Source organism: Propionivibrio soli (assembly GCF_025770765.1).
Lineage (GTDB): Bacteria > Pseudomonadota > Gammaproteobacteria > Burkholderiales > Rhodocyclaceae > Propionivibrio > Propionivibrio soli.
In genome coordinates this window covers 104,283-125,807 of record NZ_JANZKY010000005.1, presented here as the reverse complement: position 1 = coordinate 125,807, position 21,525 = coordinate 104,283, and the positions used below count along the sequence as shown (strand labels likewise).

The 21,525-nt window shown below is 60.7% G+C and carries 17 protein-coding genes; 11 read left to right on the top strand and 6 right to left on the bottom strand.

Features of this window, described 5'->3' with window-relative positions; all coding sequences use genetic code 11:
* The first annotated feature begins 229 nt into the window (after positions 1-229).
* From imuA to NZ453_RS07115, 3 genes are read left to right on the top strand one after another with little or no spacing between them, the layout of a single operon-like run.
* Positions 230-931, top strand: coding sequence for a translesion DNA synthesis-associated protein ImuA (gene imuA / locus NZ453_RS22155; RefSeq protein ID WP_420851612.1), 702 nt, complete (start codon positions 230-232; stop codon positions 929-931).
* Positions 928-2,400, top strand: a complete 1,473-nt coding sequence (locus tag NZ453_RS07120; RefSeq protein WP_263769783.1) for a Y-family DNA polymerase — start codon at positions 928-930, stop codon at positions 2,398-2,400. The genes imuA and NZ453_RS07120 overlap by 4 nt, the downstream gene beginning before the upstream one ends.
* Entirely contained in the window at positions 2,397-5,576 is a 3,180-nt protein-coding gene (locus NZ453_RS07115; protein ID WP_263769782.1) for an error-prone DNA polymerase, read from the top strand. Before NZ453_RS07120 ends, NZ453_RS07115 begins: the two co-directional genes overlap by 4 nt.
* A 152-nt stretch (positions 5,577-5,728) precedes the next feature.
* On the opposite strand, the gene trhA is transcribed toward NZ453_RS07115, so the two are convergent.
* Positions 5,729-6,346 (bottom strand): PAQR family membrane homeostasis protein TrhA, encoded by a 618-nt coding sequence (gene trhA / locus NZ453_RS07110; RefSeq protein ID WP_263769781.1) that lies wholly within the window; start codon positions 6,344-6,346, stop codon positions 5,729-5,731.
* Between the two features lie 256 nt (positions 6,347-6,602).
* Between trhA and NZ453_RS07105 the strand changes: the two genes are divergently transcribed.
* Positions 6,603-8,048, top strand: a complete 1,446-nt coding sequence (locus tag NZ453_RS07105) for a phospholipase D-like domain-containing protein (RefSeq protein ID WP_263769780.1) — start codon at positions 6,603-6,605, stop codon at positions 8,046-8,048.
* 45 nt (positions 8,049-8,093) lie between these two features.
* Positions 8,094-8,378 (top strand): hypothetical protein, encoded by a 285-nt coding sequence (locus NZ453_RS07100; RefSeq protein ID WP_263769779.1) that lies wholly within the window; start codon positions 8,094-8,096, stop codon positions 8,376-8,378.
* A gap of 63 nt (positions 8,379-8,441) precedes the next feature.
* Here the strand turns inward: NZ453_RS07100 and NZ453_RS07095 are convergent, their stop codons facing one another.
* Positions 8,442-9,152, bottom strand: a complete 711-nt coding sequence (locus NZ453_RS07095) for a DsbC family protein (RefSeq protein WP_263769778.1) — start codon at positions 9,150-9,152, stop codon at positions 8,442-8,444.
* A 31-nt stretch (positions 9,153-9,183) separates the two neighbouring features.
* Positions 9,184-10,344, bottom strand: a complete 1,161-nt coding sequence (locus NZ453_RS07090) for a UbiH/UbiF family hydroxylase (RefSeq protein WP_263769777.1) — start codon at positions 10,342-10,344, stop codon at positions 9,184-9,186.
* An 81-nt stretch (positions 10,345-10,425) separates the two neighbouring features.
* Between NZ453_RS07090 and NZ453_RS07085 the strand changes: the two genes are divergently transcribed.
* A complete protein-coding gene (locus NZ453_RS07085; protein ID WP_263769776.1) occupies positions 10,426-10,779 on the top strand; it encodes a hypothetical protein in 354 nt (117 codons plus the stop codon).
* A 61-nt stretch (positions 10,780-10,840) separates the two neighbouring features.
* On the opposite strand, the gene NZ453_RS07080 is transcribed toward NZ453_RS07085, so the two are convergent.
* Positions 10,841-11,341: an RrF2 family transcriptional regulator gene (locus NZ453_RS07080; RefSeq protein WP_263769774.1), complete on the bottom strand. Its 501-nt coding sequence runs from the start codon at positions 11,339-11,341 to the stop codon at positions 10,841-10,843.
* 291 nt (positions 11,342-11,632) lie between these two features.
* On the opposite strand from NZ453_RS07080, the gene NZ453_RS07075 reads away from it, so the two are divergent.
* Together NZ453_RS07075 and cax are read left to right on the top strand one after the other, a co-directional pair.
* Positions 11,633-12,823: an NnrS family protein gene (locus NZ453_RS07075; protein WP_263769773.1), complete on the top strand. Its 1,191-nt coding sequence runs from the start codon at positions 11,633-11,635 to the stop codon at positions 12,821-12,823.
* Positions 12,824-13,034: 211 nt separating this feature from the next.
* Positions 13,035-14,120, top strand: a complete 1,086-nt coding sequence (gene cax, locus NZ453_RS07070; RefSeq protein ID WP_263769772.1) for a calcium/proton exchanger — start codon at positions 13,035-13,037, stop codon at positions 14,118-14,120.
* 74 nt (positions 14,121-14,194) lie between these two features.
* Here cax and NZ453_RS07065 read toward each other — a convergent pair whose 3' ends face one another.
* The gene (locus tag NZ453_RS07065; protein ID WP_263769771.1) at positions 14,195-16,585 is read right to left on the bottom strand and encodes a nitric-oxide reductase large subunit; all 2,391 of its coding nucleotides are present in this window, start codon (positions 16,583-16,585) and stop codon (positions 14,195-14,197) included.
* Between the two features lie 167 nt (positions 16,586-16,752).
* Between NZ453_RS07065 and NZ453_RS07060 the strand changes: the two genes are divergently transcribed.
* Both NZ453_RS07060 and NZ453_RS07055 read left to right on the top strand, forming a co-directional pair.
* On the top strand, positions 16,753-17,229 hold the full coding sequence (locus tag NZ453_RS07060) for a hemerythrin domain-containing protein (protein ID WP_263769770.1): 477 nt from the start codon (positions 16,753-16,755) through the stop codon (positions 17,227-17,229).
* Positions 17,226-17,837, top strand: a complete 612-nt coding sequence (locus NZ453_RS07055) for a hypothetical protein (protein WP_263769768.1) — start codon at positions 17,226-17,228, stop codon at positions 17,835-17,837. The genes NZ453_RS07060 and NZ453_RS07055 overlap by 4 nt, the downstream gene beginning before the upstream one ends.
* Positions 17,838-17,946: 109 nt before the next feature.
* Here NZ453_RS07055 and fbaA read toward each other — a convergent pair whose 3' ends face one another.
* Positions 17,947-19,020 (bottom strand): class II fructose-bisphosphate aldolase, encoded by a 1,074-nt coding sequence (fbaA, locus tag NZ453_RS07050; protein WP_263769767.1) that lies wholly within the window; start codon positions 19,018-19,020, stop codon positions 17,947-17,949.
* Between the two features lie 271 nt (positions 19,021-19,291).
* Here fbaA and NZ453_RS07045 point away from each other — a divergent pair, with 271 nt between their 5' ends.
* On the top strand, positions 19,292-21,493 hold the full coding sequence (locus tag NZ453_RS07045) for a 3'-5' exonuclease (protein WP_263769766.1): 2,202 nt from the start codon (positions 19,292-19,294) through the stop codon (positions 21,491-21,493).
* The last annotated feature ends 32 nt before the right edge of the window (positions 21,494-21,525 follow it).

The following is a 21,525-nucleotide window of genomic DNA, read 5'->3' as shown; positions in this document are numbered from 1 at the left end:
GCGATAGCGTGGGGCCTTCGCCAATTGCGACCTCATTGAGACATTGAGAGACTGATATCGCCGGCTCGGGGCCTCATAGCCAGAACTTCCCTCCGATCGCAACGCCCCATCGAGTGTCAAAGGGCTGCCGTGACGAAGCATTAAAAGGGCTACAACAGGACGGCTGGAATCCTCTCGATTACTGTATATAATTACAGTATGTTTGTAGCGCTTCCGTCGGACTCCTTCCGTGCCTGTCCAACTCGCTGACCTTCTGCAACGTTCCGATGTTTGGCAAGGAAATCAACTTGCCGCACCGGAGGGGGGCATTGTATCCAGCGGTTTTGCTTTGCTGGATGCGCAACTTCCCGGTGGCGGCTGGCCACGCGGCGTCTTGATCGAGTTGCTGGTGGCGTCTCCGGGCGGAGGTGAGGTCTCGTTTTTACTTCCGGCGCTTCGTCAGTTGGATGCTACCGCCCCGTTCGCTGTTGTCGCGCCTCCGGCGAAGGTGCATGCGCCCGCGTGGGCGAGCCATTTCCCGCTGCGACAACTGCTCCAGGTGGATGCGAAGGGCGAGGAGGTTCCGTGGTGCGTCGAGCTGTTGCTCGGTTGTGGAGCTCTCGGCGCTGTACTCGCCTGGCTTCCTTCGAACTTGGGGGTCAAAGCATTGCGACGTTTGCAGCTCGCCGTTGAAGGCCGGCGTACCCTGGCTTTCATGTTTCGACCTTTGAGCTGCGCCAGGAACTCATCGCCAGCACCTTACCGTCTCGCGGTCCGAGGTGGCCGGGTCGGGCTCCAGGTGGAAATATTCAAGCGGCGTGGGCCGCCTTGCGAGCAGACCTTGGTCTTACCCGTCGAACGCCCGGTTCCATGGGGGCGTTTGGCGCCTCACGAATCTTCCCCATACCCACGGTCGGGCACCAAGGCTCATCTGACGGTGGTGAGTAAATGAACGCGTTGTGGCTCGCGTTATGGTTCCACCGCTTGCCGGTCGAAGTTTTCGAAGCGAGCGAGGAACCAGCGGTAACCACTGTTCAACACTGTGTGGTCAGCGGCAACCAGGCGGCGGATGAATTGGGAATTACCGCAGGGATGCGGTTGTCGGGAGCCTTAGGAATAGCACCCGACCTGCGCATCCATGAGCGGAGTCTTGCCCGCGAAACCACGACCATGGAGGGGCTGGCGTGTTGGCTGGGAAATTTCTCGCCGCATGTCAGCGTGTCTTCACCGGATTTCTTGTTGCTGCTCGAAATTGGTGGCTGCCTCCGGCTTTTCAACGGATTGAAAACCCTGTGCAAGCGCTTGAGCGATGGCGTACAAGCGCAAGGTTTCAGCATACATATGGCCGTAGCGCCGACACCAATGGCGGCACAGTGGTTTGCCCGGGCCGGGCAAAAAGGGTGCTTGCAGCCAGAACACCTCAAGAGTTACTTGGCGGTTTTGCCGGTCGAGGTCATGTCGCTTTCCTCTGCCGAGCGTAGCGTCCTTGCTTCGTTCGGCATTCGCTTCATGCATGAACTCATGGCGCTGCCGCGGGCTGGAATAGCGCGCCGCCTGGGCGTCGATTTTTCCCAGCGACTCGACCAGGCTCTGGGTGAGACCCCGGACTTTCGTACGCCTTTCGTATTTCCTGAAACCTTCTTACAAAAACTCGAACTTCCTGCGAAAGTGGAGTCGAGCAGTATGCTGCTCTTTGCGACCCGCCGTCTGCTCGCGAGCCTCTCCGGGTGGCTTGCCGCACGGTCTTCTGGAATCAACGAGTGCACGCTCTGGCTCACGCATGAGAGGCAACCTCCGACGCGCCTGATCCTGGCTTTTTCCGGGGCAACCCGGGATGTCGAGCGGATGGAGCGGGTGACGCGTGAGCGATTGGCACACTTTGAAATTCCCGCTCCGGTGACGGACATTGCTCTCGAAGTGAAGGAGTCCGTCGAACTACCTGGCCAGACGGCAGGGCTGTTCGCAGAGTCTTCCGCCGGTTCTCTCGAACCCGTGATCGAGCGTCTGCGGGCGCGGTTGGGGCAAGAGGCCATCCACGGAATAAGTGTCCGGGAAGATTATCGGCCCGAGTGCGCCACCCGATATGTGGCGGCAGCGCGCGAGAAATTCTTGCGTTCCGGGCCACCTCGACCTTTCTGGTTATTGCCGAAACCTCTCCCCATCCAAGAGCGAGAGGGGCGTCTTTTTCATGAGGGCTTGCTTGAACGCGTTGCCGGCCCTGAACGGATCGAAAGCGGCTGGTGGGATGGTTCTCTCATGGATAGACAAGCCGGAAGCGATGCGAGTCCGGCGGTTGCACGGGGCGGGTCCGGCATAGCCGATGTGCGGCGCGACTACTACGTTGCCTTTCACGAAGATGGCCGCTGGTTGTGGATTTTCAGAGATACCGAAGGTTGGTGGTTGCACGGGCTTTTCGCATGACGACCTTACCCGACTACGCTGAGTTGCACTGCGTGAGCAGCTTCAGCTTTCTCAGAGGGGCGTCGCAACCCGGCGAATTGATCCAGCAGGCGCTGGTACGTGGTTATCAGGCGCTCGCAATCACCGATGAATGCTCCGTGGCCGGCGTTGTTCAGGCTTGGCAGGCCTTGAAGGATTTGCGCGAAGAGGATGCGGCTCAAGCAAAGCAGGCCTTGGCCGATGGTATGGAACCGACTACCCCGTTGCAGCTACCACAGCTCATTGTGGGCAGCGAGTTTGTGCTGGAATGCGGTCTCAAACTCGTTTTGCTGGCCCAGAACCGTGAAGGCTATGGCAATCTCTGCGCTTTGATTACCTTGGCGCGAGGGCGTGCGCGCAAGGGCGGTTATCGTTTGTGCCGCGCGGACTTCACCCCGATTTCGTCGCGGGGAGCGATACCCGATTGCCTGGCTCTGTGGCTGCCCGGGCCATCTCCGAACGCGGATGAAGCGCGATGGCTAGCCGAATGTTTTCCTCAGGATGCGGACACGCAGGCTCCGCGTCTATGGATTGCCGCGGAGTTGTTGTGCGAGCACGACGATGCGGAAAAGCTGGCGGCTCTGCAGAAAATCGGACGCGAGTTCGGTGCCCCGCTGGTGGCCTGCGGGGACGTGCATATGCACGTCCGCAGCCGACGTCCGTTGCAGGATACGTTGACTGCGATTCGGCTGGGTACGACGGTCTTCGATGCGGGGCGGGCGCTTTTTCCGAATGGCGAGCGCCATCTACGTTCCCGCGTCCGACTCGCCCGGCTATATCCGCGCGAGTTGCTTGAAGAAAGCATCCGGATTGCGCGCCGCTGCACGTTCGACCTCAAGACGCTGAGCTACGAGTACCCGGAAGAGATTGTTCCTCCTGGGCACACGCCCGCTTCCTATCTTCGCCAGGAAACCGAAGCCGGTCTGCGCCGTCGTTATGCCAAAGGTATTCCAGAGAGCATTCGCGAGGGCGTGGAGAAGGAGTTGTCCCTTATCGCCGCGAAGCAGTATGAAGCGTTTTTTCTGACGGTGTATGACATTGTGCAGTTTGCCCGAAGCCAAGGAATCCTTTGCCAGGGCCGTGGTTCCGCCGCCAACTCGACGGTGTGCTATGCGTTAGGAATTACGGAAGTGGACCCGACCCGTGCGCATTTGCTCTTTGAGCGGTTCATTTCCTTGGAGCGGGACGAGCCTCCCGACATCGATGTCGATTTCGAGCATGAGCGACGCGAAGAGGTCATCCAATACATTTACGAAAAGTATGGGCGCAACCGGGCGGCCTTAGCCGCCACGGTCATTCGCTACCGAAGAAAGAGCGCGCTGCGCGATGTAGGTGCGGCATTGGGATTCGGTGAATCCGAGATTTCGGCGCTATCCCGTTCGCTCTCATGGTGGGACAGGCGCGAGCAGCTTCCTGATCGGCTGGCGGGAATCGGTTTGAGCCTGGACAGCGAACGGGTCTTGAACTGGCTGGTCCTCGCTGAAACGCTGATGGAATTCCCGCGCCATCTCTCCCAGCATGTGGGCGGCTTCGTCATTTCCCGCGGACCGCTCTCCCGCCTGGTACCGATCGAGAACGCCGCGATGGCGAATCGTTCCGTCATTCAGTGGGATAAGGATGATCTCGAATCGCTTGGGCTGCTCAAGGTGGACGTTCTTGCCTTGGGAATGCTCACCGCCATCCGACGCGCACTTCACTGGGTTTCGGTCAGGCGCGGCAAGCCATGGGCGCTTGCCGATATCCCCCCCAAAGATGGGGCTACCTTCGACATGATCTGCAAAGCCGATACCGTGGGTGTCTTCCAGATCGAGTCGCGCGCGCAGATGTCGATGTTGCCGCGGTTGAGGCCAAGGCATTTTTACGACCTGGTGGTGCAAGTGGCAATCGTACGGCCAGGCCCGATCCAGGGCGGCATGGTGCATCCGTATCTGAAAGGGCATGCCGAGCAAAAATCGGTGCAGAAAATCAGCCCCGATATCGACGCTGTGCTCGATCGTACTTTCGGCGTCCCTATTTTTCAGGAACAGGTGATGAAACTTGCTCAGGTGGCCGCCGGTTTTTCGCCGGGCGAAGCGGATCAGCTACGGCGCGCCATGGCGTCGTGGAAAAAGAAAGGACACCTGGAAAAATTCAAGGAGAAGTTGCGCAGCGGCATGGAAGCCAAAGGCCTCCGCGAGTTCGCCGAGTCGCTCTGCCGCCAGATCGAAGGCTTCGGGGAATACGGCTTTCCGGAGTCGCACGCGGCCAGCTTCGCGTTGCTTGCTTACGCTTCGTCGTGGCTCAAATGCCACGAGCCGGAAGCCTTTTTGTGTGCGTTGCTCAATAGCCAGCCGATGGGTTTTTATCGACCGTCGCAGCTCGTTCAGGATGCGCGCCGACATGGTGTGGAAGTCGACAGCGTCGATGTGTGCTTCAGCGATTGGGAAAGCAAACTCGCTGCCCTGGACGCGCCGCGCCCTCGGGTTCGGCTGGGGTTGCGTGAAATAATCGGCTTTAGCCAGGAAGCCGCCGAGCGGATTGCCCAGGCGCGCGCGGCGCGCGGTTTTTCCCGGGTGGAGGATCTGGCGTCGAGAGCCGAACTCGACGCGCGCGATATGCGTCTTCTCGCTGCCGGAGGAGCACTTGCTTCCTTGAGCGGACACCGTCGGCAGGCCGCCTGGGATGTCATGGGCGTGCAACGCCAGAGGGATTTACTCGAGGCCGTTCCTGTGAGCGAAACCCAGGTGAGGCTTTCTGCCCCTAGCGAAGGACAAAACATTGCGGCCGATTTTCATACTGTCGGTTTTACGCTGGGCCGCCATCCGCTGGCTTTGCTGCGCCCAAAATTGAACAAGCATCGGTTCACGACGAGCGCTGAAGTTCTTGTTGCGCCGGATCGCGGTGTGGCGCGCGCGGCGGGAATCGTGACGTGTCGCCAAAAGCCTGGATCGGCCAAGAGCGTGTTCATCACCATTGAAGACGAAACCGGCGTGGTCAACGTAATCGTGCATCCCTGGCTCGTGAATCGGCAACGCCGCGAGGTGCTGAGTGCCAGCCTCTTGGGCGTCTACGGTCAGCTGCAATCGGAGAACAATGTTGTTCTGCTTGTCGCCAAGCGGCTCGTCGATTTGTCGCCATGGCTAGGAAACCTGCGCACGGCGAGTCGAGATTTCCACTAGTGGTCCTAGATCCCGCGAATACTTTAGCCTGGATGCCTAACGCCTTGATAGGCGAAATAATGAGAGGAAGGCCGCTACGCATGGCATGGCGTGGCGTGTCGCGAGGCAACCCAATCAATACGCCCGCAATGCAACGCCGAACAACCCAGCCGCTATATCACATACCCCGCGATGGCCACGTAATGGCAGAGGCTGCCGCCGATTACGAAGAGATGCCAGATGCCATGCCAATGCCGGAACCGGCTGTCGAAGGCATAGAAGATGATGCCTATCGTGTAGGCGGCACCACCGACAGCCAGCCACACGAACCCCGCTGTTTGCAGGCGGTCGAGGAGGGGGCCGAGAGCGACCACGATCGTCCATCCCATGATGGCGTAAATCACCACGGACAGCACGCGCGCTTCAGACCTTGGCTTGATTTCCTGCAGCATGCCGATCAGGCCCAGCCCCCAAACGGCTCCGAGAATCGACCAGCCCCATGCACCGCGCAGGGTGACAAGGCAGAACGGCGTGTATGTGCCGGCAATGAGCAGATAGATCGAGAGGTGGTCTAGCTTGCGCAATATCGTTTTGGCGCGGCCCCGCAGGCTATGGTAGAGCGTTGAGGCGCTGTAGAGCAGCACGAGGGCGGCACCGAAGATCGACACGCTGACGATCTTCCAGGGGTCGCCCATCAGGGACGCCATGACGATCAGAGCGATGGCCCCGGAAACCGCCAGGACGGCGCCGATGAGATGGGTCCAAGCATTCAAGCGCTCACCGTAATACATCTGACTTCCTGCCTTTCTTGATCGTAGGGGACGCCGGCTGCGGCGGGGCGAAGAGGGCGCACCTTTTCATGCTGCTAGAATGCAGCCATGCACTGTACGACCGAATCGCGAAACACCAGCGCCCTACTTACTCGCGCCCGGGTTGAGACGGTCGCCCGTCCTCGGGTGTTCCGCTTCTGTGTCTCGCGTGCGGCCGACGCCGCTTTTTCATTCTCCCACCATTTCGGCAAAGTGGCGACCGCAAGCAGGGTGTGTAATGACTAATCTCTGGTCTGTCGCCGCCGGCCTGATCGATCGTCACTGGGAAGTGATCGACGTCGTCCTCGTCACGGCGGGGCTCTTCATCTATGTCGGAGCGTCGCACGGCCTGCATCAGCGTCGGCACCCATCGGCTGCCATCGCCTGGGTTTTGGGAATCATTCTTGTCCCGTTCGTGACGCTGCCCCTCTACCTGGCTTTCGGCAGCCGCAAGATCGCTGCCTCGCCAATGCCAGTGGGGGAGCCCCGGGATATGATTTCGAGTGGTGGGCCACGTGCCGCAGCGACCCATGCGACCGCCGCGCGAAGCCTTCAATTGGGCCGTGCCATGGGGCTGCCGGAACCTGTCCCTTACGAATCGCTAAATGTCCACGAAAGTGGGGAAGGCGCTCTCGAGTCTCTGCGGCAAATCATCGACGGTGCCGAGCATACCCTCGATCTATGTACCTTTCTTTTCGGCCGCGACGTCCTGGGGGACGAGATCGCCGAGCGCCTGAAGCAAAGGGCCCGCGCCGGCGTCGATGTCCGGCTGATGATCGACGGGATAGGCATTTACCTGGGCGGTTATCCGGACGTGAGAAGCCTGCGCGAGGCGGGCATCGAGGTCGTGCGTTTCGTTCCGCCCTTCCGCTCGCCCAAGCGGGGGCGGACCAACTTACGCAACCACCGCAAAATGGTGATTGCGGACGGCCTCCGCCTGTGGTGTGGTGGGCGCAACCTCTCCGCCGAGTATTTCGAGGGCGACCGTCGGCCGTTCTTGCGGCGTACGCCATGGGTCGATCTGAGCTTTGACGTGTCCGGCCCGATCGCCGCGCAAGCGAGGATCCAATTTGAGCAGGACTGGGCATTCGCGATCGAAAAGCTGCCGGCTGCGATTGAAGAGCCGGAGCCGGCCGAGATCACCGCGTCGAATTCGGCTCAGCTCGTTGCCAGCGGTCCTGATCGGCCCGACGACACGGTGCATACCTTGCTTGTCTCGGGCGGCTTTACTTCGCAGCGACGGATTCTCGCCGTCACGCCTTACTTCGTGCCCGACCCATCCTTGCTGACGTCGCTTTCGCTCGCGGCGCGGCGTGGAATTGACGTGGATCTGGTGTTGCCGGAACAGTCCAATCACCGGATTGCGGACTTCGCACGCCATCGTGCACTGCGCGATCTGGTCGGCTCGGGAGGGCGCGTGTGGCTGTACCCGCGGATGATCCATGCCAAGGCGGTGATCATCGACGATGAACTCGCACTCGTCGGTTCGGCGAATCTCGACGGCCGCAGCTTGTTTCTCAATTACGAGATGATGGTCGCCTTTTACGATCGCAAGGCGGTGCGGGCCTTTGCACACTGGATCGAGGCGCGCCGCTTGCAATGTCGCCCGTACGTGGCGCGCACTCCGTCGATGCTGCGCGATCTGGCCGAGGGCTTGTTGCTTTGGCTCGCCTTCCAGCTATAACCTAATCGGAACGCTTTTCCGCCGATCAACCAACTTGGGCTACGCATGATGGATAGCCAACCCGACGACAAAGGCATTCTCGCCGCGCTTGTCGAGCGCCTGGATGAGCAGTGGTTGCCGCGAGCTCTTGATCTCGAGGCGAAGGTCAATGGCGGTGACTTACTCGATGATCTGGATATCGAGTTTCTCGAGCGGGTATTTGAGGACAGCAATGAGTTGCGCGCTCTGCTTGACCGCCACCCCGAGTACGAGGAACTCGCGGCCAAGGTGACTTCTCTTTACCACGCAATTACTGCGCGGGCACTCGAAAACGAGAAGAGTCGGCGGTAAAACAGCGCGGGCGCCGCTATGCCCCGAGGAGCAGAGAGTCGCCCGCAGGCCTTCTAAGAAGGTTTATTTGCTGCCAACTAGCTGGTCGAGTTTCTTTTCGATCTGCGCCATCGGAACGGCGCCGGGGACACGTTCGCCATCGGCGAAAACGAGCGTCGGGGTGCCGGAAACGTTGAGGGAACGTCCGAGTTCGACAGTTTTCTGCACGGCGCTGGTGTCGCAATCTCCCTTGCCTGTCGGCGCCTTGCCCTCCTGCATCCACTCGTTCCACATTTTTGCGCGGTCAGCCGAGCACCAGATCTGCTTCGACTTTTCCAGCGAATCCGGCGACAGAATCGGGTAGAGGAAGGTGTAAAGCGTAATGTTGTCGAGCTTGGCGATGTCCTTCGCCAGCTTCTTGCAGTAGCCGCAGTTCGGATCCTCGAACGTGGCGAGAATCCGCTTGCCGTCACCGCGCACCTGCTTGACGGCGAGTTCGAGCGGGAGATCGGAGAACTTGATCGCGGTCAGCTTCTGCATACGTTCGGCCGTGACGTTCTTCATTGTCTTGCCGTCGATCAGCGTGCCCGCGATGATCACCGACAGCTTCTCGTCCGTGTAAAGGATCTGGCCCTCGCCATAGACCTCGTAAAGGCCCAGGTAGGGGCTCTTGGTGACGCTGACGACCTTGGCTCCTAGCTTTGCCTCGATGGCCTTCTTGACGCTGGCCTCGTCCGCCGTGGCGGCCTGACTGAGGAGGATGCAAAGGACGAGCGACAGCAGCTTTTTCAACATGGATTCTCCGTCTGGATCGGTGGTTCGGGGGTTAAAGTGCGCCGATCGCGTAGCGCACGAGTTGGTTCTTCAGTGGGGAAGCCACGTTGGTCAACGACATTCCGAGATTGCGCAGAGGCTTCACGCCAGGAAGTTTCTCACGAAAGAGCTCGTGCAGGGCGTGCGTGGCGAACTGCATGAATACGGTTTCCTCTCGCCTTGCACGCTGGTAGCGGCTCAGCACCTTTTCGTTGCCGATGTCCTGCCATTCCGGCACGGTGGCCAGGAGCTCGGCGAGGGCTTTCGCGTCTTGGAAACCGAGGTTGATGCCGTGCCCAGAGAGGGGGTGAATACCGTGCGCGGCATCGCCGATGAGCGCGACGCGGCGGCTCACTGTGCGGGGAACGCGGATCAGGCGCAGGGGGAAAGCCGTGGCGGGAGTGAGCGGCGCGAACTTCCCCAGTTCCCCCTCTCCCGCGGCGGCTACGTACTCGCACAGAGCCTCGGGCGAGAGAGCAAGCAGTTCTTGCGCATGCGCGTCGGGCGTCGACCAGACCATCGAGATGCGCTGGCCGGCCAGCGGCAGCCAGGCGAGGACGCCATCGTCCCGGAACCACTGTCGCGCGATGCCCCGGTGGGGCCGTTCGCATTCGAAGTTCGCCACCACGCCCATCTCGCCGTAGGACGTTTCCACAGCGGCGAGGCCAGCCTTGTTGCGCACCCAGGAGTCGCGGCCGTCAGCAGCGACAATAAGCCGCGCCGACAGCGACTGGCCGTCGGCGAGGGCGAGTTCGGTACCGTCTTCGTTCAACTCGATTGAACTCGGCTCGTCGGGACAGAAAAGCGTTACGTTACTTTGCCGCTTCACGCCTTCCCAGAGTTCGCAGGCCATCAGCGAGGATTCAAGTACCCACCCGAGCTCCGGGACGCCGCTTTCGTAAGCGGAAAACTCAAGGCGCGAGCCTGCATCGCCCAGAACCTTCATGGCGAAGATCGGCGTGATTCGTTCGCTCTCGAGGTGTTTCCAAGCGCCGACGTGCGCGAGGAAATCGGCATTGGCCGGGCTGATGGCGTAAACGCGCGCATCCCAGCCGGTGGGGCGAACGGGTGCTTTGCCCTCTACGAGGGCCAGCTTCAACCGGGTGTGGCGCAGGGCGCTGACCAAGGAAAGGCCGGCCAACCCGCCGCCGACGATGACGACATCGAACTGCATCGAAAATACTCCGTGAACGGAGGATTGTGCCTCGTTGCCGGTTTGTTTTACAAGTGAGGCATGCCGTGCTAGAACCCGTCCATGACTACGCTCGTTTCCCCGAATCCTTCTGCCGTTCGCTATTTCCCTGCCATTCTTTGCATCGAATGCGATTCGCCCATCGATGCCTTGATCGCCATGTGCATTCCGCGCGATGAGGCAATGGATCTCGTGGCGGCGGCGTGGCCCTTGGCCGACGAGGGGCCTCAGTGCCTCGTCGGCGTCGTCGACGGCGGACGGCCGATTGTCGCATTGCGCACGCCCGAGGGACGTTGGGCCGGATGCAACGCTTTCCTCGATCATGCGTGTTCGACTCCGGACGAAGCAGAGCGGCGGCTGAGCAAGCTCCTCAAGCGTGGCCGTCGTGGCTACGTGGCCGCCGCAATCCTCTGTTGAGTTCTCCGTGTCCCGTTAAGGGATCGGGCGGTTCGATCCGACAACGAGCCGGTGGTTTGGGTCAGGAGGCTAGGGCTTTACCGGTTTTTCGCGGACCGGTCGGGCGCTGAGCATCTCCGTGCCCGAACACGTCTTCGAGCCGCACCAGCTTGGCCATCACTTTCGGCTGGCTCACCATGTCGGCCAACGTGTATTTATCCAAAACGGCATAGAGCGCGTCGAAGGCCTCGGTAAGCACTCCTTTGAGACGGCAGGCTGGCGTCAGATTGCATTGTGGCTGTATGCCGAGGCACTCGACGATCGGACTGTTCCCTTCGGCTTCGCGCACGATGGCCCCCAAGCGAATTTCCTGTGCCGGACGTGCCAGGCGGATGCCGCCGCCTTTGCCGCGAACCGAGGCCACCGCACCGGAGCGCGTCAATAGCTGCGTCACCTTCATCAGGTGATTCTCTGAAACGTCGTACGCCCTGGCGATTTCCGGAATGGTGGCCAGCCGCTCCGGTTTCAATGCCAAATACATAAGGACACGCAGCGAGTAATCGGTAAAACTGGTCAGGCGCATGGTGTTTGCTCCTGGCGTCTGTTGGCGCCGGTCAAAGTGTGTATTAAGATGTATAAATTATACTTGTTATAAACCCTCGGCGAAACTCTGTTGGGCGTTTGACCGTCTATTGAAACGGTGTGGTTCTGGCTCGTTGATGTCCCTGCTAGTCAGGGCAGAACGCAGTGATTCCGCCGACTCCTCATGCGCGGTCCATCCGAGCGGTGATACGGACAACGACCCGATGCAATGGGCGAGTGGAATCCGGATTTCAGCCTTCGGGTGCCCGAGAGGAATTGAAAGGTTTGCAGCATGAAGAAAATTACCGCGTTCGTCGCCCCCCACCGTATCGGGTTTCTCCTTGGTTGTGTCTTGCTGCTCCTGAGCCTCGGCTGGTGGGCGGTCGAAATGCTGGCCCGTGTGCGCGGTGCCGCTCTCGGCATGATTCTGCCGGCGATGCTGTTGCACGGATATCTGATGCTTTTCGGATTCTTCCCGCTGTTCATGCTGGGGTTTATTTACACGGCCGGTCCGCGGTGGCTCCGGGTGGCGGCTCCCACATTGCGCGTCTATGTCCCGGTCATGGTGGGTTACGGATTCGGCACCTTGCTCGTGCTCGGCGGTGGATGGGTCCCTGCGGCGCTGCCGTTTGGCATAGCCCTTCATGCGATCTCCTGGGCGGCCGCGGTTCTTGTGTGGATCGGGCGTATCCGTGCCAGCGACGTTCCTGACAAACGGCACGCTCACTTGATCGCCGCCGCCTTCATCCTCGGTTTACTCGCCCAGCTAATGGCCATCGCATGGAGTGCTGGTTATGGTGCGGGGGTGTGGCAGGCCGCGGTGCATCTCGGTGTGTGGGGTTTTCTCCTGCCGGTGTTTCTCATCGTCTCCCACCGGATGGTTCCGTTTTTCAGTGGGAACGTTCTCGTCCCCTACGTCGTATGGAATCCTCCTGTACTCCTCCTTGCGCTGGTTGGGTTCGCCTGGATGCATGGCGCACTGGCTATGCTCGGTGTGGCTACGTGGCCCGTAGACGCGTTGTTTGCCGCTGTTCTCGCCTATACCGTTTGGCGGTGGGGCCTCGTGCCGTCATTCAAGGTTCCTCTGCTGGCGATGCTGCATGCCTCCCTTGCCTGGTCGGCGGTGTCCCTCGCGCTATTCTCGTTGCAAGGACTGTTCGAGGCTCAAGACCGTTACGTTCTCGGTTTCGCGCCTTTGCACGCGCTCACGATCGGCTTCTTCGCGACGATGCTGCTCGGGTTCGTTACGCGCGTCAGCTTGGGCCACTCCGGGCGCCCATTGGTCGCTAGCCGATTCACTTGGTCGCTGTATTGGCTCATGCACGGGGTTGCCGTCACACGGGTGGCCGCCGATGTGGTTCCGGGGTGGCAACAGCCGCTTTACGTCGCATCCGCCGTCATTGCCCTGGCGGCTTTTGTGGCCTGGGGAACGCGTTTCGTCCCAATCTACGTACGGCCTCGCGAGGACGGAAAAGAAGGCTAGGTAGGTCGAGTAGTGTGCCTGGCACGCGCCCAGCAACACGCGGAAGGGGGCTTCGCGTTACGCCTTTGCGCCGAGTAGAATCGTCCTCAGCCTCTTCAAGAACGCTTGCGGCCGGGCAGTCTCGGCGCTAAGTACGGGCTGCTTCGAATCGCGACCGTTATCCGTCCCTACCGGCGTTGGCTGCGCCGGAACTTCGCGGAGAACAACAACCATGAAAATCGGTTCGCTTCAGATCACGCCGCTGGATACGTTCCTCGTCTTCATCCCCATATGCGCTGTGTTGGAGTTAATGCATGCTGACCCGGCGTGGATCTTCGTGACGTCGGGACTGGCAATTATCCCGCTGGCCGGTCTGATGGGAACCGCGACGGAACACTTGGCGGAACACCACGGCGCCGGCATTGGGGGGTTGCTTAACGCGACCTTCGGTAACGCGGCGGAGCTCATCATCGGGCTCGTCGCTTTGCGGGAAGGGCTGCTGGACGTGGTCAAAGCGTCCATCACGGGATCGATCATCGGTAACGTTTTGCTCGTGCTCGGAGCGAGCGTGCTTGCCGGCGGTCTTCGCTACAAGCGGCAGCGTTTCAACAGCACGGCCACTTCGGTCGGCACGACGCTCCTCGCGCTGTCGACTGTCGGCCTGGTGATCCCGGCGATCTTCCACATGCTCGTGTCTGATCGCCCCGAGCCGCACGAGCAGGAATTGAGTCTCGAAATCGCAATCGTTCTATTCGCCTGCTACCTTCTCAGCCTGATTTTCAGCTTGCGCACCCATTCGCATCTATATCTTGGCGAGTCGCCGGAAGAGTCCGACGAGGCGCTCGATGTCGCGACATGGAGCCAGGGAAAATCGATGCTGGTTTTGCTGGTGGCCACCGCGCTGGTGGCGGTGATGAGCGAGTTCCTCGTCGGCGCCGTTGAGCACACCGCCAAAATATGGGGCCTCACGGACATTTTCATCGGCGTCATTCTGGTCGCCATCGTCGGTAACGCCGCCGAACACAGCACCGCGGTGATGATGGCGCTCAAGAACCACATGGACCTGGCGATCAATATCGCGATTGGCTCAAGTATCCAGATTGCATTGTTCGTTGCGCCGTTGCTTGTGTTCTGCGGCTACCTGTTCGGACAGCCGATGAACCTGCTTTTCACCACCTTCGAAATTATTGCCGTCGGTTGCTCCGCACTGATCGTCGTGCTGATCACCTATGACGGCGAAACGAACTGGATGGAAGGCGTGATGCTGCTGGCCGTCTACCTGATTCTCGGCTTGGCCTTCTTTTATCTGCCGGCCTGATCTCAAATGAAAAACGCCTGACCGCGATGGCGGCCAGGCGTTGCCTCAAGCGGAGATGCTCTAAGGCGTCAGCGTTAGGCGCCGGGCGTGACGGATCTTAGCGTCGTCGCTTCTCCAGCTCCTTGGCTTGCCGTTGCTTTTCCGCCGCTCAAGAGACGGAGCGCGAACAACGCGAGCGCCGCGACCCCGATCGCGAACACGATGTCCCCTGGAACACGCAGCCAGACGAAGAGTTCCATGAGGAACGAATGTACAAACTCCGGCGAGCGTGCGAACCACACACCATGCGTGATGCTGGCCCAGGCCTGGTAGAGGCCGGCGGGGACGAGCGATATGAAGACCATCATTGCCAGGCCGATGTTGACCGACCAGAACATCACAGCCAGCAGCTTGTCGGACCACGCAAAGCGATTTACCAGTCCACGCAGGCAAAACAGCATCAGTCCAATGCCGAGCATGCCATAGACGCCAAACAACGCGGCGTGGCCGTGTGCCGCCGTCATGTTCATGCCTTGCATGTAGTAAAGCGCAATCGGTGTGTTGATCGAGAAGCCCAGCAAGCCGGCGCCCACAAGGTTCCAGAAGCCGACGGCGATGAACGAGAAGATCGCCCATTTGTAAGCGCTGACCCACGGCGCGGCTTGGGCGCGGTGGTAGTTCCGATAGGCTTCGACGCCGATCATCGTCAGCGGCACCACTTCAAGCGCCGAGAACATGGCGCCGATGGCGATCACCGAGGTAGGCGTGCCCGTGAAGTAGAGATGGTGCAGCGTGCCGAGGATGCCGCCGAAGAGGAAGACGATCGTTTCCAGCACGATGGCGCTATTGGCGGTCGCGGCGCGAATCAGGCCGAGCCGAGTGAAGAGCAAGGCAATGACCGCGGTGGCGAACACTTCGAAGAAACCTTCGACCCACAGGTGTACCAGCCACCAGCGCCAGTACTCGATCATCGAATAGTGCGTGTGCCGCCCCCAAGTCAGCGAGGTGGCGTAGAAGCCGCCGATGCAGACGGCCGACAGAAACACCATGGCGAGTACGCCGCGGCTCTCGGACGGCCTCTTCAGCGCGGGCCACAAGCCGCGCCCGAGCAACGTCACCCACAGGATGAGACCGACGAACAGCAGGATCTGCCACACGCGGCCCATGCTCGTGAACTCGAGTCCTTGATTGCCGACCCAGAAGCTGAAGCTGTTGCCGATGTTCTGCAACGTGCCGAGCCAGCCGGTGAGGGTCGATCCGGCGACGATGAGCAGCAAAGCGTAGAACAGGAAGTTCACGCCGAACTTCTGGAATTTCGGCTCGACGCCGGAAATCGCCGGTGCGATATAAAGCCCCGTGGCCAGCCACGCGGTGGCGATCCACAGCACGGCAAACTGCGTGTGGATCGTACGACTAACCGTGTATGGAAGAATCTCGCCGAGCGGAATGCCGAAGAAACTCTGCCCTTCCACAGCGTAATGGGCGGTGATGACGCCCATGCCGACCTGAGCGAGGATCAGCGCGATGACCACGTAGAAATACTTGCGCGTTGCCAGCATCGATGGCGTCGGTTTCAAATTGAACAGCGGGTCGGCCTTCGGTGCGGCGGGGTCGTCCTCTTCCTTGCGCGACGAATGGAAGAAGATCATGCCGCCGATGGCCCCGATCATCAGAATCACGCTGGCTACCGACCAGATGCCCGTATTCGCGGTCGGGGTGTTACCGACGAGCGGTTCATGCGGCCAGTTGCTCGTGTAGCTGAGGTCGGCCTGACCCGGACGATCGGTGGTCGCCGACCACGCGCTCCAGAAGAAGAATGCCGTCAGCGCCTCTCGGTCGACGGGATCGTGCAGCGAGCCGGACTTCATCGCGTACTGAGCACGTAGCGCGTCGAGCGATGCTTCGTTGCCGAAGAGACCGGCGTAGTGCGCCGCGACCTGCTTCACCGCTTCGGCCCGTTCAGGCGACAGCGTAATGGAGCCGTTGGAGGCGTCGTAGGTGTTGCGCCGCATTTCTTCCTTCAGGTTGGCATCAAGTTGCGCCCGTCGTCCCGGCTGCAAATCCTTGTAAGCAGTACCGGAATCGCGTTTTGCCCAGATTTCCCTCAGCGCTACCGCCTCACGATGCAACCAGTCCGCAGACCAATCGGGCGCGAGGTAACTCCCGTGGCCCCAGACGGTGCCGAGTTGTTGACCGCCGGCGGCGCGCCAGGCTTCCTGACCTCGGTCAACCTGACCCTCGGAGAAGAGAACGTCGCCCTTGGCGCTGACGACGGATTTTGGAATCGGCGGGGCGTTGAGATAAATCTCGGTGCCCACCCAACCGAGCGCGGTGAACGAGAGCACGCAGATGACGGCGAGCCAGGTCCAGAGCTTGCGGGTGTTGTGCATGGCGGTTTCCCTGTACGTTGGATTGACGATGCGCGGTAACGACGCGGCGGCTTGCTCATTCCCTGAGAACGGAAGGGAAAACGCTGCCTTTGTCATTACCACTCTTAAAGCGGTAAAATAAATACCGCTTAATTGTAGCGATGCTGATTTCTTAAAGCAACATTTTTTGTACTACTTATGGATGCGATGGAACACGGAGTGGTTGCGCCGGGCGCTGGCGCCCGCGGAAAGTGTCCTGACTATCGATTGCGGAGAACGAAGAGATGAAACGGCACGCGGGTCTTGCGCAATGGTCGCGTGAGCATCACCAGGCTCTCGTCCTGGCGAAACAGGCGCGAGCGGCAATGACCTTAGGTTCGAGCGAAGCGGCGGCGCTGATCGCCAAAGCCCTGCGCGTCTTCAGGCGTGAGCTCGAACCGCATTTCGTAGCAGAGGAAGCACGATTATTGCCGGCATTGATAGCAGCCGGTGCGTGCAGTGCCAGTGAGCGTGTGCGCGCCGAACACGACACGATGAGGGGTACTATCGGCCGTCTTGAGGATGGAGGGAACGTCGGGATGCTCGTATCGTTCGGCGAACAATTGACGGCGCATGTGCGGTTCGAGGAGCGTGAGCTTTTTCCACTTGCCGAGTCGCTCTTGGCGTCGGCGACCCTCGATGCATTGGCCGAAGACCCTGACGCCACCGCAAGGGGAAGCAACAACCATTTGGTGTCCGATCACAATCAGGAGTTGCCATGAGTCACCCGGGGTTTTTCGACACGATCCCTCATCTCGCTGTGCGCGAGCCGTTGGCGCAGTTTCTCGGAGCCAGCAATACGGGGATCTTCGATTACAGCTATCTGGATGCCGTGAAGCTCGCGGGGCACTCCTGTCCAACCGTCGCTTCCGCGTACTGGCTGACGTGTCTTGCGTTGAAGGCGCTCTATGACGACCAGATGCCAGAGCGCGGCGGCGTGTCGGTCGAGTTTGCCGATCGCTATGAGGAAGGCGTTACCGGCGTTGTGGCCAGTGTCGTGACGCTCCTCACTGGCGCTGCGGGAGAGGGCGGTTTCGCCGGGCTCAACAGCCGTTTCGTACGGCGCGGCTTGATGCGATTCAACGCGAGCTTGCGGCTCGACCTACGCTTCTCGCGCCTCGACACTGGTGCGCAGGTGGACGCCGCCGCTTATCCGGGCAAAGTGCCGGCCTCTCCGGAGCTGTCCGCGCTGATGGCCCGGTGCATCAGTGGCGAAGGCTCTCCGGCCGAGCAGCAGCGTTTCGGCCTGCTCTGGCAGGAGCGCGTGCGCCGGCTGCTTGGCGAGCATCGCCATGACCCGGAGGTTTTTGTCGTCCATCCGGTCGTCTGATTACTCGCGATCCGGTACCGGGAGTTGATGTTTTCAGTCCTGCTCCGGTGCCGAGGAATGGGCGAAAAAAAAGCCGGCACTGAGCCGGCTTTTTCCTGACTGCAATCGCTTAGCCCAGCGTACCGACGTTGTTGAGGTCGGTAAAGGCTTGCTTGAGGCGCGCCTTGAAGGACTCTTCGCCCTTGCGCAGCCAGACGCGCGGGTCGTAGTACTTCTTGTTCGGCTTGTCTTCGCCTTCCGGATTGCCGATCTGGCCCTGGAGGTAACCCTCGTTCTTCTTGTAGAAGCCGCGAACGCCGTCCCAGAACGCCCACTGCGTGTCGGTGTCGATGTTCATCTTGATCACGCCGTAGGAAATCGCTTCGCGGATTTCTTCGAGCGTCGAGCCCGAGCCGCCGTGGAACACGAAGTCGATCGGCTGCGCCTTGGTGCCGAACTTCTTCTGGATGTATTCTTGCGAGTTCTTCAGGATGATCGGCTGCAGCTTGACGTTGCCGGGCTTGTAAACGCCATGCACGTTGCCGAACGACGCGGCGATCGTGAAGCGGTTGCTGATCTTCGACAGTTGCTCGTAAGCGTAGGCGACGTCTTCCGGCTGCGTGTACAGCTTGGAGCTGTCGACGCCGCTGTTGTCCACGCCGTCTTCCTCGCCTCCGGTGACGCCGAGTTCGATTTCGAGGGTCATGCCGATCTTGCTCATGCGCTCGAGGTAGCGCTTGCAGATCTCGATGTTCTCTTGCAGCGGCTCCTCAGACAGGTCAAGCATGTGCGAGCTGAACAGCGGCTTGCCGTTGGCCTTGTAGAACGCTTCACCGGCGTCGAGCAAGCCGTCGATCCACGGCAGCAGCTTCTTGGCGGCGTGGTCGGTGTGGAGAACGATGCTGGCGCCGTACATGGCAGCCAGTGCGTGAATATGCTGTGCGCCGGAGACAGCACCGGCGATGCAAGCGCGTTGTGCGTCGTTGTTCAGCGCCTTGCCGGCGTAGAACTGTGCGCCGCCGTTGGAGAACTGGATGATGGCCGGCGACTTGATCTCTGCGGCCGCTTCCATTACCGCGTTCACCGTGCTCGTGTTGATGACGTTGACGGCAGGCAAGGCAAACCTGTTGGCCTTGGCGAACGCGAAGAGGGACTGCAAATCGTCACCGGCGATAACACCCGGCTTAACCTGGGGGGCATTCATGATATCGATTCCAATTAACGTGAGTTTGAAAGGGAAGACGCCATTATAGCGTGCGGGGGCGGCCCCCGTACGGAACCGGACATTCATTGGAGACCTTGGCAGAGGACAAGTTTCCCGGGTTTCGGCTTTTGAGCGAAGGAAACCGGCGAGGGATGCTGCGCGGGCTTGGCGTCACCGCTCTGCGGCCAGGTTGCCGACCGTACATTTACAGCGTGTCCGTCGGCGCATCCTCACCGCTCGGTATAATCGCCGTTTTGGTGTCCGCTCATCCATGCCGAATCTCCTCTCCGACCTCAATCCGCCGCAACTCGCTGCCGTTACGCTTCCTCCGCAACATGCGTTGATCCTTGCCGGGGCCGGCAGCGGAAAAACCCGCGTCCTGACGACGCGTATCGCTTGGCTGATTTCGACCGGTCAGGTCGGACCGTACGGCATCCTCGCCGTAACGTTCACGAACAAGGCGGCAAAGGAGATGCTTACGCGTTTGGGCGGGATGCTGCCGATCAATACGCGGGGGATGTGGATCGGCACCTTCCACGGCCTGTGCAACCGACTATTGCGCGCGCATCACCGCGACGCCGGCCTGCCGGCGCTATTCCAGATTCTCGATTCGGCCGATCAGCTTTCGGCGATCAAGCGGTTGCTGAAAAACCTGAATGTCGACGACGAGAAATTTCCGCCGCGCGAGCTCGCCAACTTCATCAACGCGCACAAAGAACAGGGTGTCCGGGCCGCGCACGCGGAGGTCTACGACGATTACACGCGGCGACGCGTTGCGCTCTATGCCGAGTACGACGCGCAATGCCAAAGGGAAGGCGTCGTCGATTTCGCCGAGCTGCTGCTGCGCTGCTACGAACTGCTTTGCCGCAACGAGCCGGTGCGCCGTCATTACCAGCAACGTTTCCGGCACATCCTGGTCGACGAGTTCCAGGATACGAACATCCTGCAGTACAAGTGGCTGAAGCTGCTCGCCGGGCACGGCGAAGAGGCCGGGCCGGCGCAGGAGGAAGCGACTGATGAAGCGAGCATTTTTGCCGTCGGCGACGACGACCAGTCGATCTATGCATTCCGCGGCGCCGAGGTCGGCAATATGCGCGATCTCGAGCGCGAGTTCGGGATCAAGAACATCATCCGCCTGGAGCAGAACTATCGCTCGCACGGCAACATCCTCGACGCGGCCAACGCGCTCATCAAGAACAACCGCACCCGGCTCGGCAAGACGCTGTGGACCGATGCCGGGCCGGGTGAGGCAATCCGTGTGTTTGAAGGCTTCTCCGACCTCGACGAGGCGCGTTTCGTCGTCGATGAAATCCGTGAACTCGTGCGCGACGGTTTTGCCCGCGATCAGGTCGCGCTGCTTTATCGCTCCAACGCCCAGTCGCGCGTGCTCGAGCACCAGCTATTTACGGCCGGAGTGCCGTACCGGGTCTATGGTGGCTTGCGCTTCTTCGACCGGCAGGAAATCAAGCACGCGCTCGCTTACTTGCGTCTGATCGTCAATCCCGACGACGACACTGCCTTCATGCGCGTGGTGAACTTTCCAACGCGCGGCATCGGCAGCCGGAGCATCGAAGCGCTGCAAGAAGCGGCCCATCGCGCCAATTCAAGCTTGTACAACGCGGCCGCCGGGTTGGCAGGAAAGGCGGGGGCGGCCGTCGGCAACTTCATCCGGCTCGTTGAGGCGCTGCGTAACGACACGGCTTCGCTCGCGTTGCCCGAAGTGATTGATCATCTGATCGAGAAGAGCGGCCTGCGCCAGCATTACCTTTCTGAAAAGGAAGGCAGTGAGCGCCTCGAAAACCTCGATGAACTGATCAACGCGGCGACGAGTTTCGTGCAGGAAGAATCGGACACGCTGGCGAACCCCGCCGACGGCAGTCCCCTGGCATCGTTTCTCGCCCACGCCTCGCTCGAAGCCGGCGAACACCAAGCCGGCGAAGGCCAGGACGCCGTACAGCTGATGACCGTGCACGCGGCCAAGGGGCTCGAGTTCGACGTCGTATTCATCACCGGCCTGGAGCAAGGGCTCTTTCCGCACGAAAACTCGGTGCAGGAACGCGACGGCATCGAGGAGGAACGTCGTTTGATGTACGTCGCCGTCACGCGGGCCCGCAAACGACTGTACCTTTCGTATGCCCAGACGCGCATGCTGCACGGGCAAACCCGCTACTGCGTGCCTTCGCTCTTTCTCGAGGAACTCCCCGAAGAATTGCTGCGCCGCGTCGGGCCGGCCCAGGCATTTGTAACCGCCCCTGCGTCGCACGCCAGTGATGTCCCGCGCGCCAGATACGCCGAAACGGGGCCCGACCTGCGCGGCCTGCGCATCGGGCAAAACGTAGAGCACGCCAAGTTCGGACTTGGCGTCATCGTGGCGGCGGAAGGACGGGGGAACGACGCGCGCGTGCAGGTGAATTTCGGTGTGCAAGGCATGAAATGGCTTGCGCTCGACTACGCGAAACTGACGCCAGTGTAGCGCCCAAATGCCCGATATCGGCGTGGATGGCG

What these genes read in the sequence shown, in the direction of transcription:
- NZ453_RS07120 (WP_263769783.1), top strand. Translation starts at nt 928, where the DNA reads ATGAACGCGTTGTGGCTCGCGTTATGGTTCCACCGCTTGCCGGTCGAA.
- NZ453_RS07115 (WP_263769782.1), top strand. Translation starts at nt 2,397, where the DNA reads ATGACGACCTTACCCGACTACGCTGAGTTGCACTGCGTGAGCAGCTTC.
- trhA (WP_263769781.1), bottom strand. Translation starts at nt 6,346, where the DNA reads ATGTATTACGGTGAGCGCTTGAATGCTTGGACCCATCTCATCGGCGCC.
- NZ453_RS07105 (WP_263769780.1), top strand. Translation starts at nt 6,603, where the DNA reads ATGACTAATCTCTGGTCTGTCGCCGCCGGCCTGATCGATCGTCACTGG.
- NZ453_RS07100 (WP_263769779.1), top strand. Translation starts at nt 8,094, where the DNA reads ATGATGGATAGCCAACCCGACGACAAAGGCATTCTCGCCGCGCTTGTC.
- NZ453_RS07095 (WP_263769778.1), bottom strand. Translation starts at nt 9,152, where the DNA reads ATGTTGAAAAAGCTGCTGTCGCTCGTCCTTTGCATCCTCCTCAGTCAG.
- NZ453_RS07090 (WP_263769777.1), bottom strand. Translation starts at nt 10,344, where the DNA reads ATGCAGTTCGATGTCGTCATCGTCGGCGGCGGGTTGGCCGGCCTTTCC.
- NZ453_RS07085 (WP_263769776.1), top strand. Translation starts at nt 10,426, where the DNA reads ATGACTACGCTCGTTTCCCCGAATCCTTCTGCCGTTCGCTATTTCCCT.
- NZ453_RS07080 (WP_263769774.1), bottom strand. Translation starts at nt 11,341, where the DNA reads ATGCGCCTGACCAGTTTTACCGATTACTCGCTGCGTGTCCTTATGTAT.
- NZ453_RS07075 (WP_263769773.1), top strand. Translation starts at nt 11,633, where the DNA reads ATGAAGAAAATTACCGCGTTCGTCGCCCCCCACCGTATCGGGTTTCTC.
- cax (WP_263769772.1), top strand. Translation starts at nt 13,035, where the DNA reads ATGAAAATCGGTTCGCTTCAGATCACGCCGCTGGATACGTTCCTCGTC.
- NZ453_RS07065 (WP_263769771.1), bottom strand. Translation starts at nt 16,585, where the DNA reads ATGACAAAGGCAGCGTTTTCCCTTCCGTTCTCAGGGAATGAGCAAGCC.
- NZ453_RS07060 (WP_263769770.1), top strand. Translation starts at nt 16,753, where the DNA reads ATGAAACGGCACGCGGGTCTTGCGCAATGGTCGCGTGAGCATCACCAG.
- NZ453_RS07055 (WP_263769768.1), top strand. Translation starts at nt 17,226, where the DNA reads ATGAGTCACCCGGGGTTTTTCGACACGATCCCTCATCTCGCTGTGCGC.
- fbaA (WP_263769767.1), bottom strand. Translation starts at nt 19,020, where the DNA reads ATGAATGCCCCCCAGGTTAAGCCGGGTGTTATCGCCGGTGACGATTTG.
- NZ453_RS07045 (WP_263769766.1), top strand. Translation starts at nt 19,292, where the DNA reads ATGCCGAATCTCCTCTCCGACCTCAATCCGCCGCAACTCGCTGCCGTT.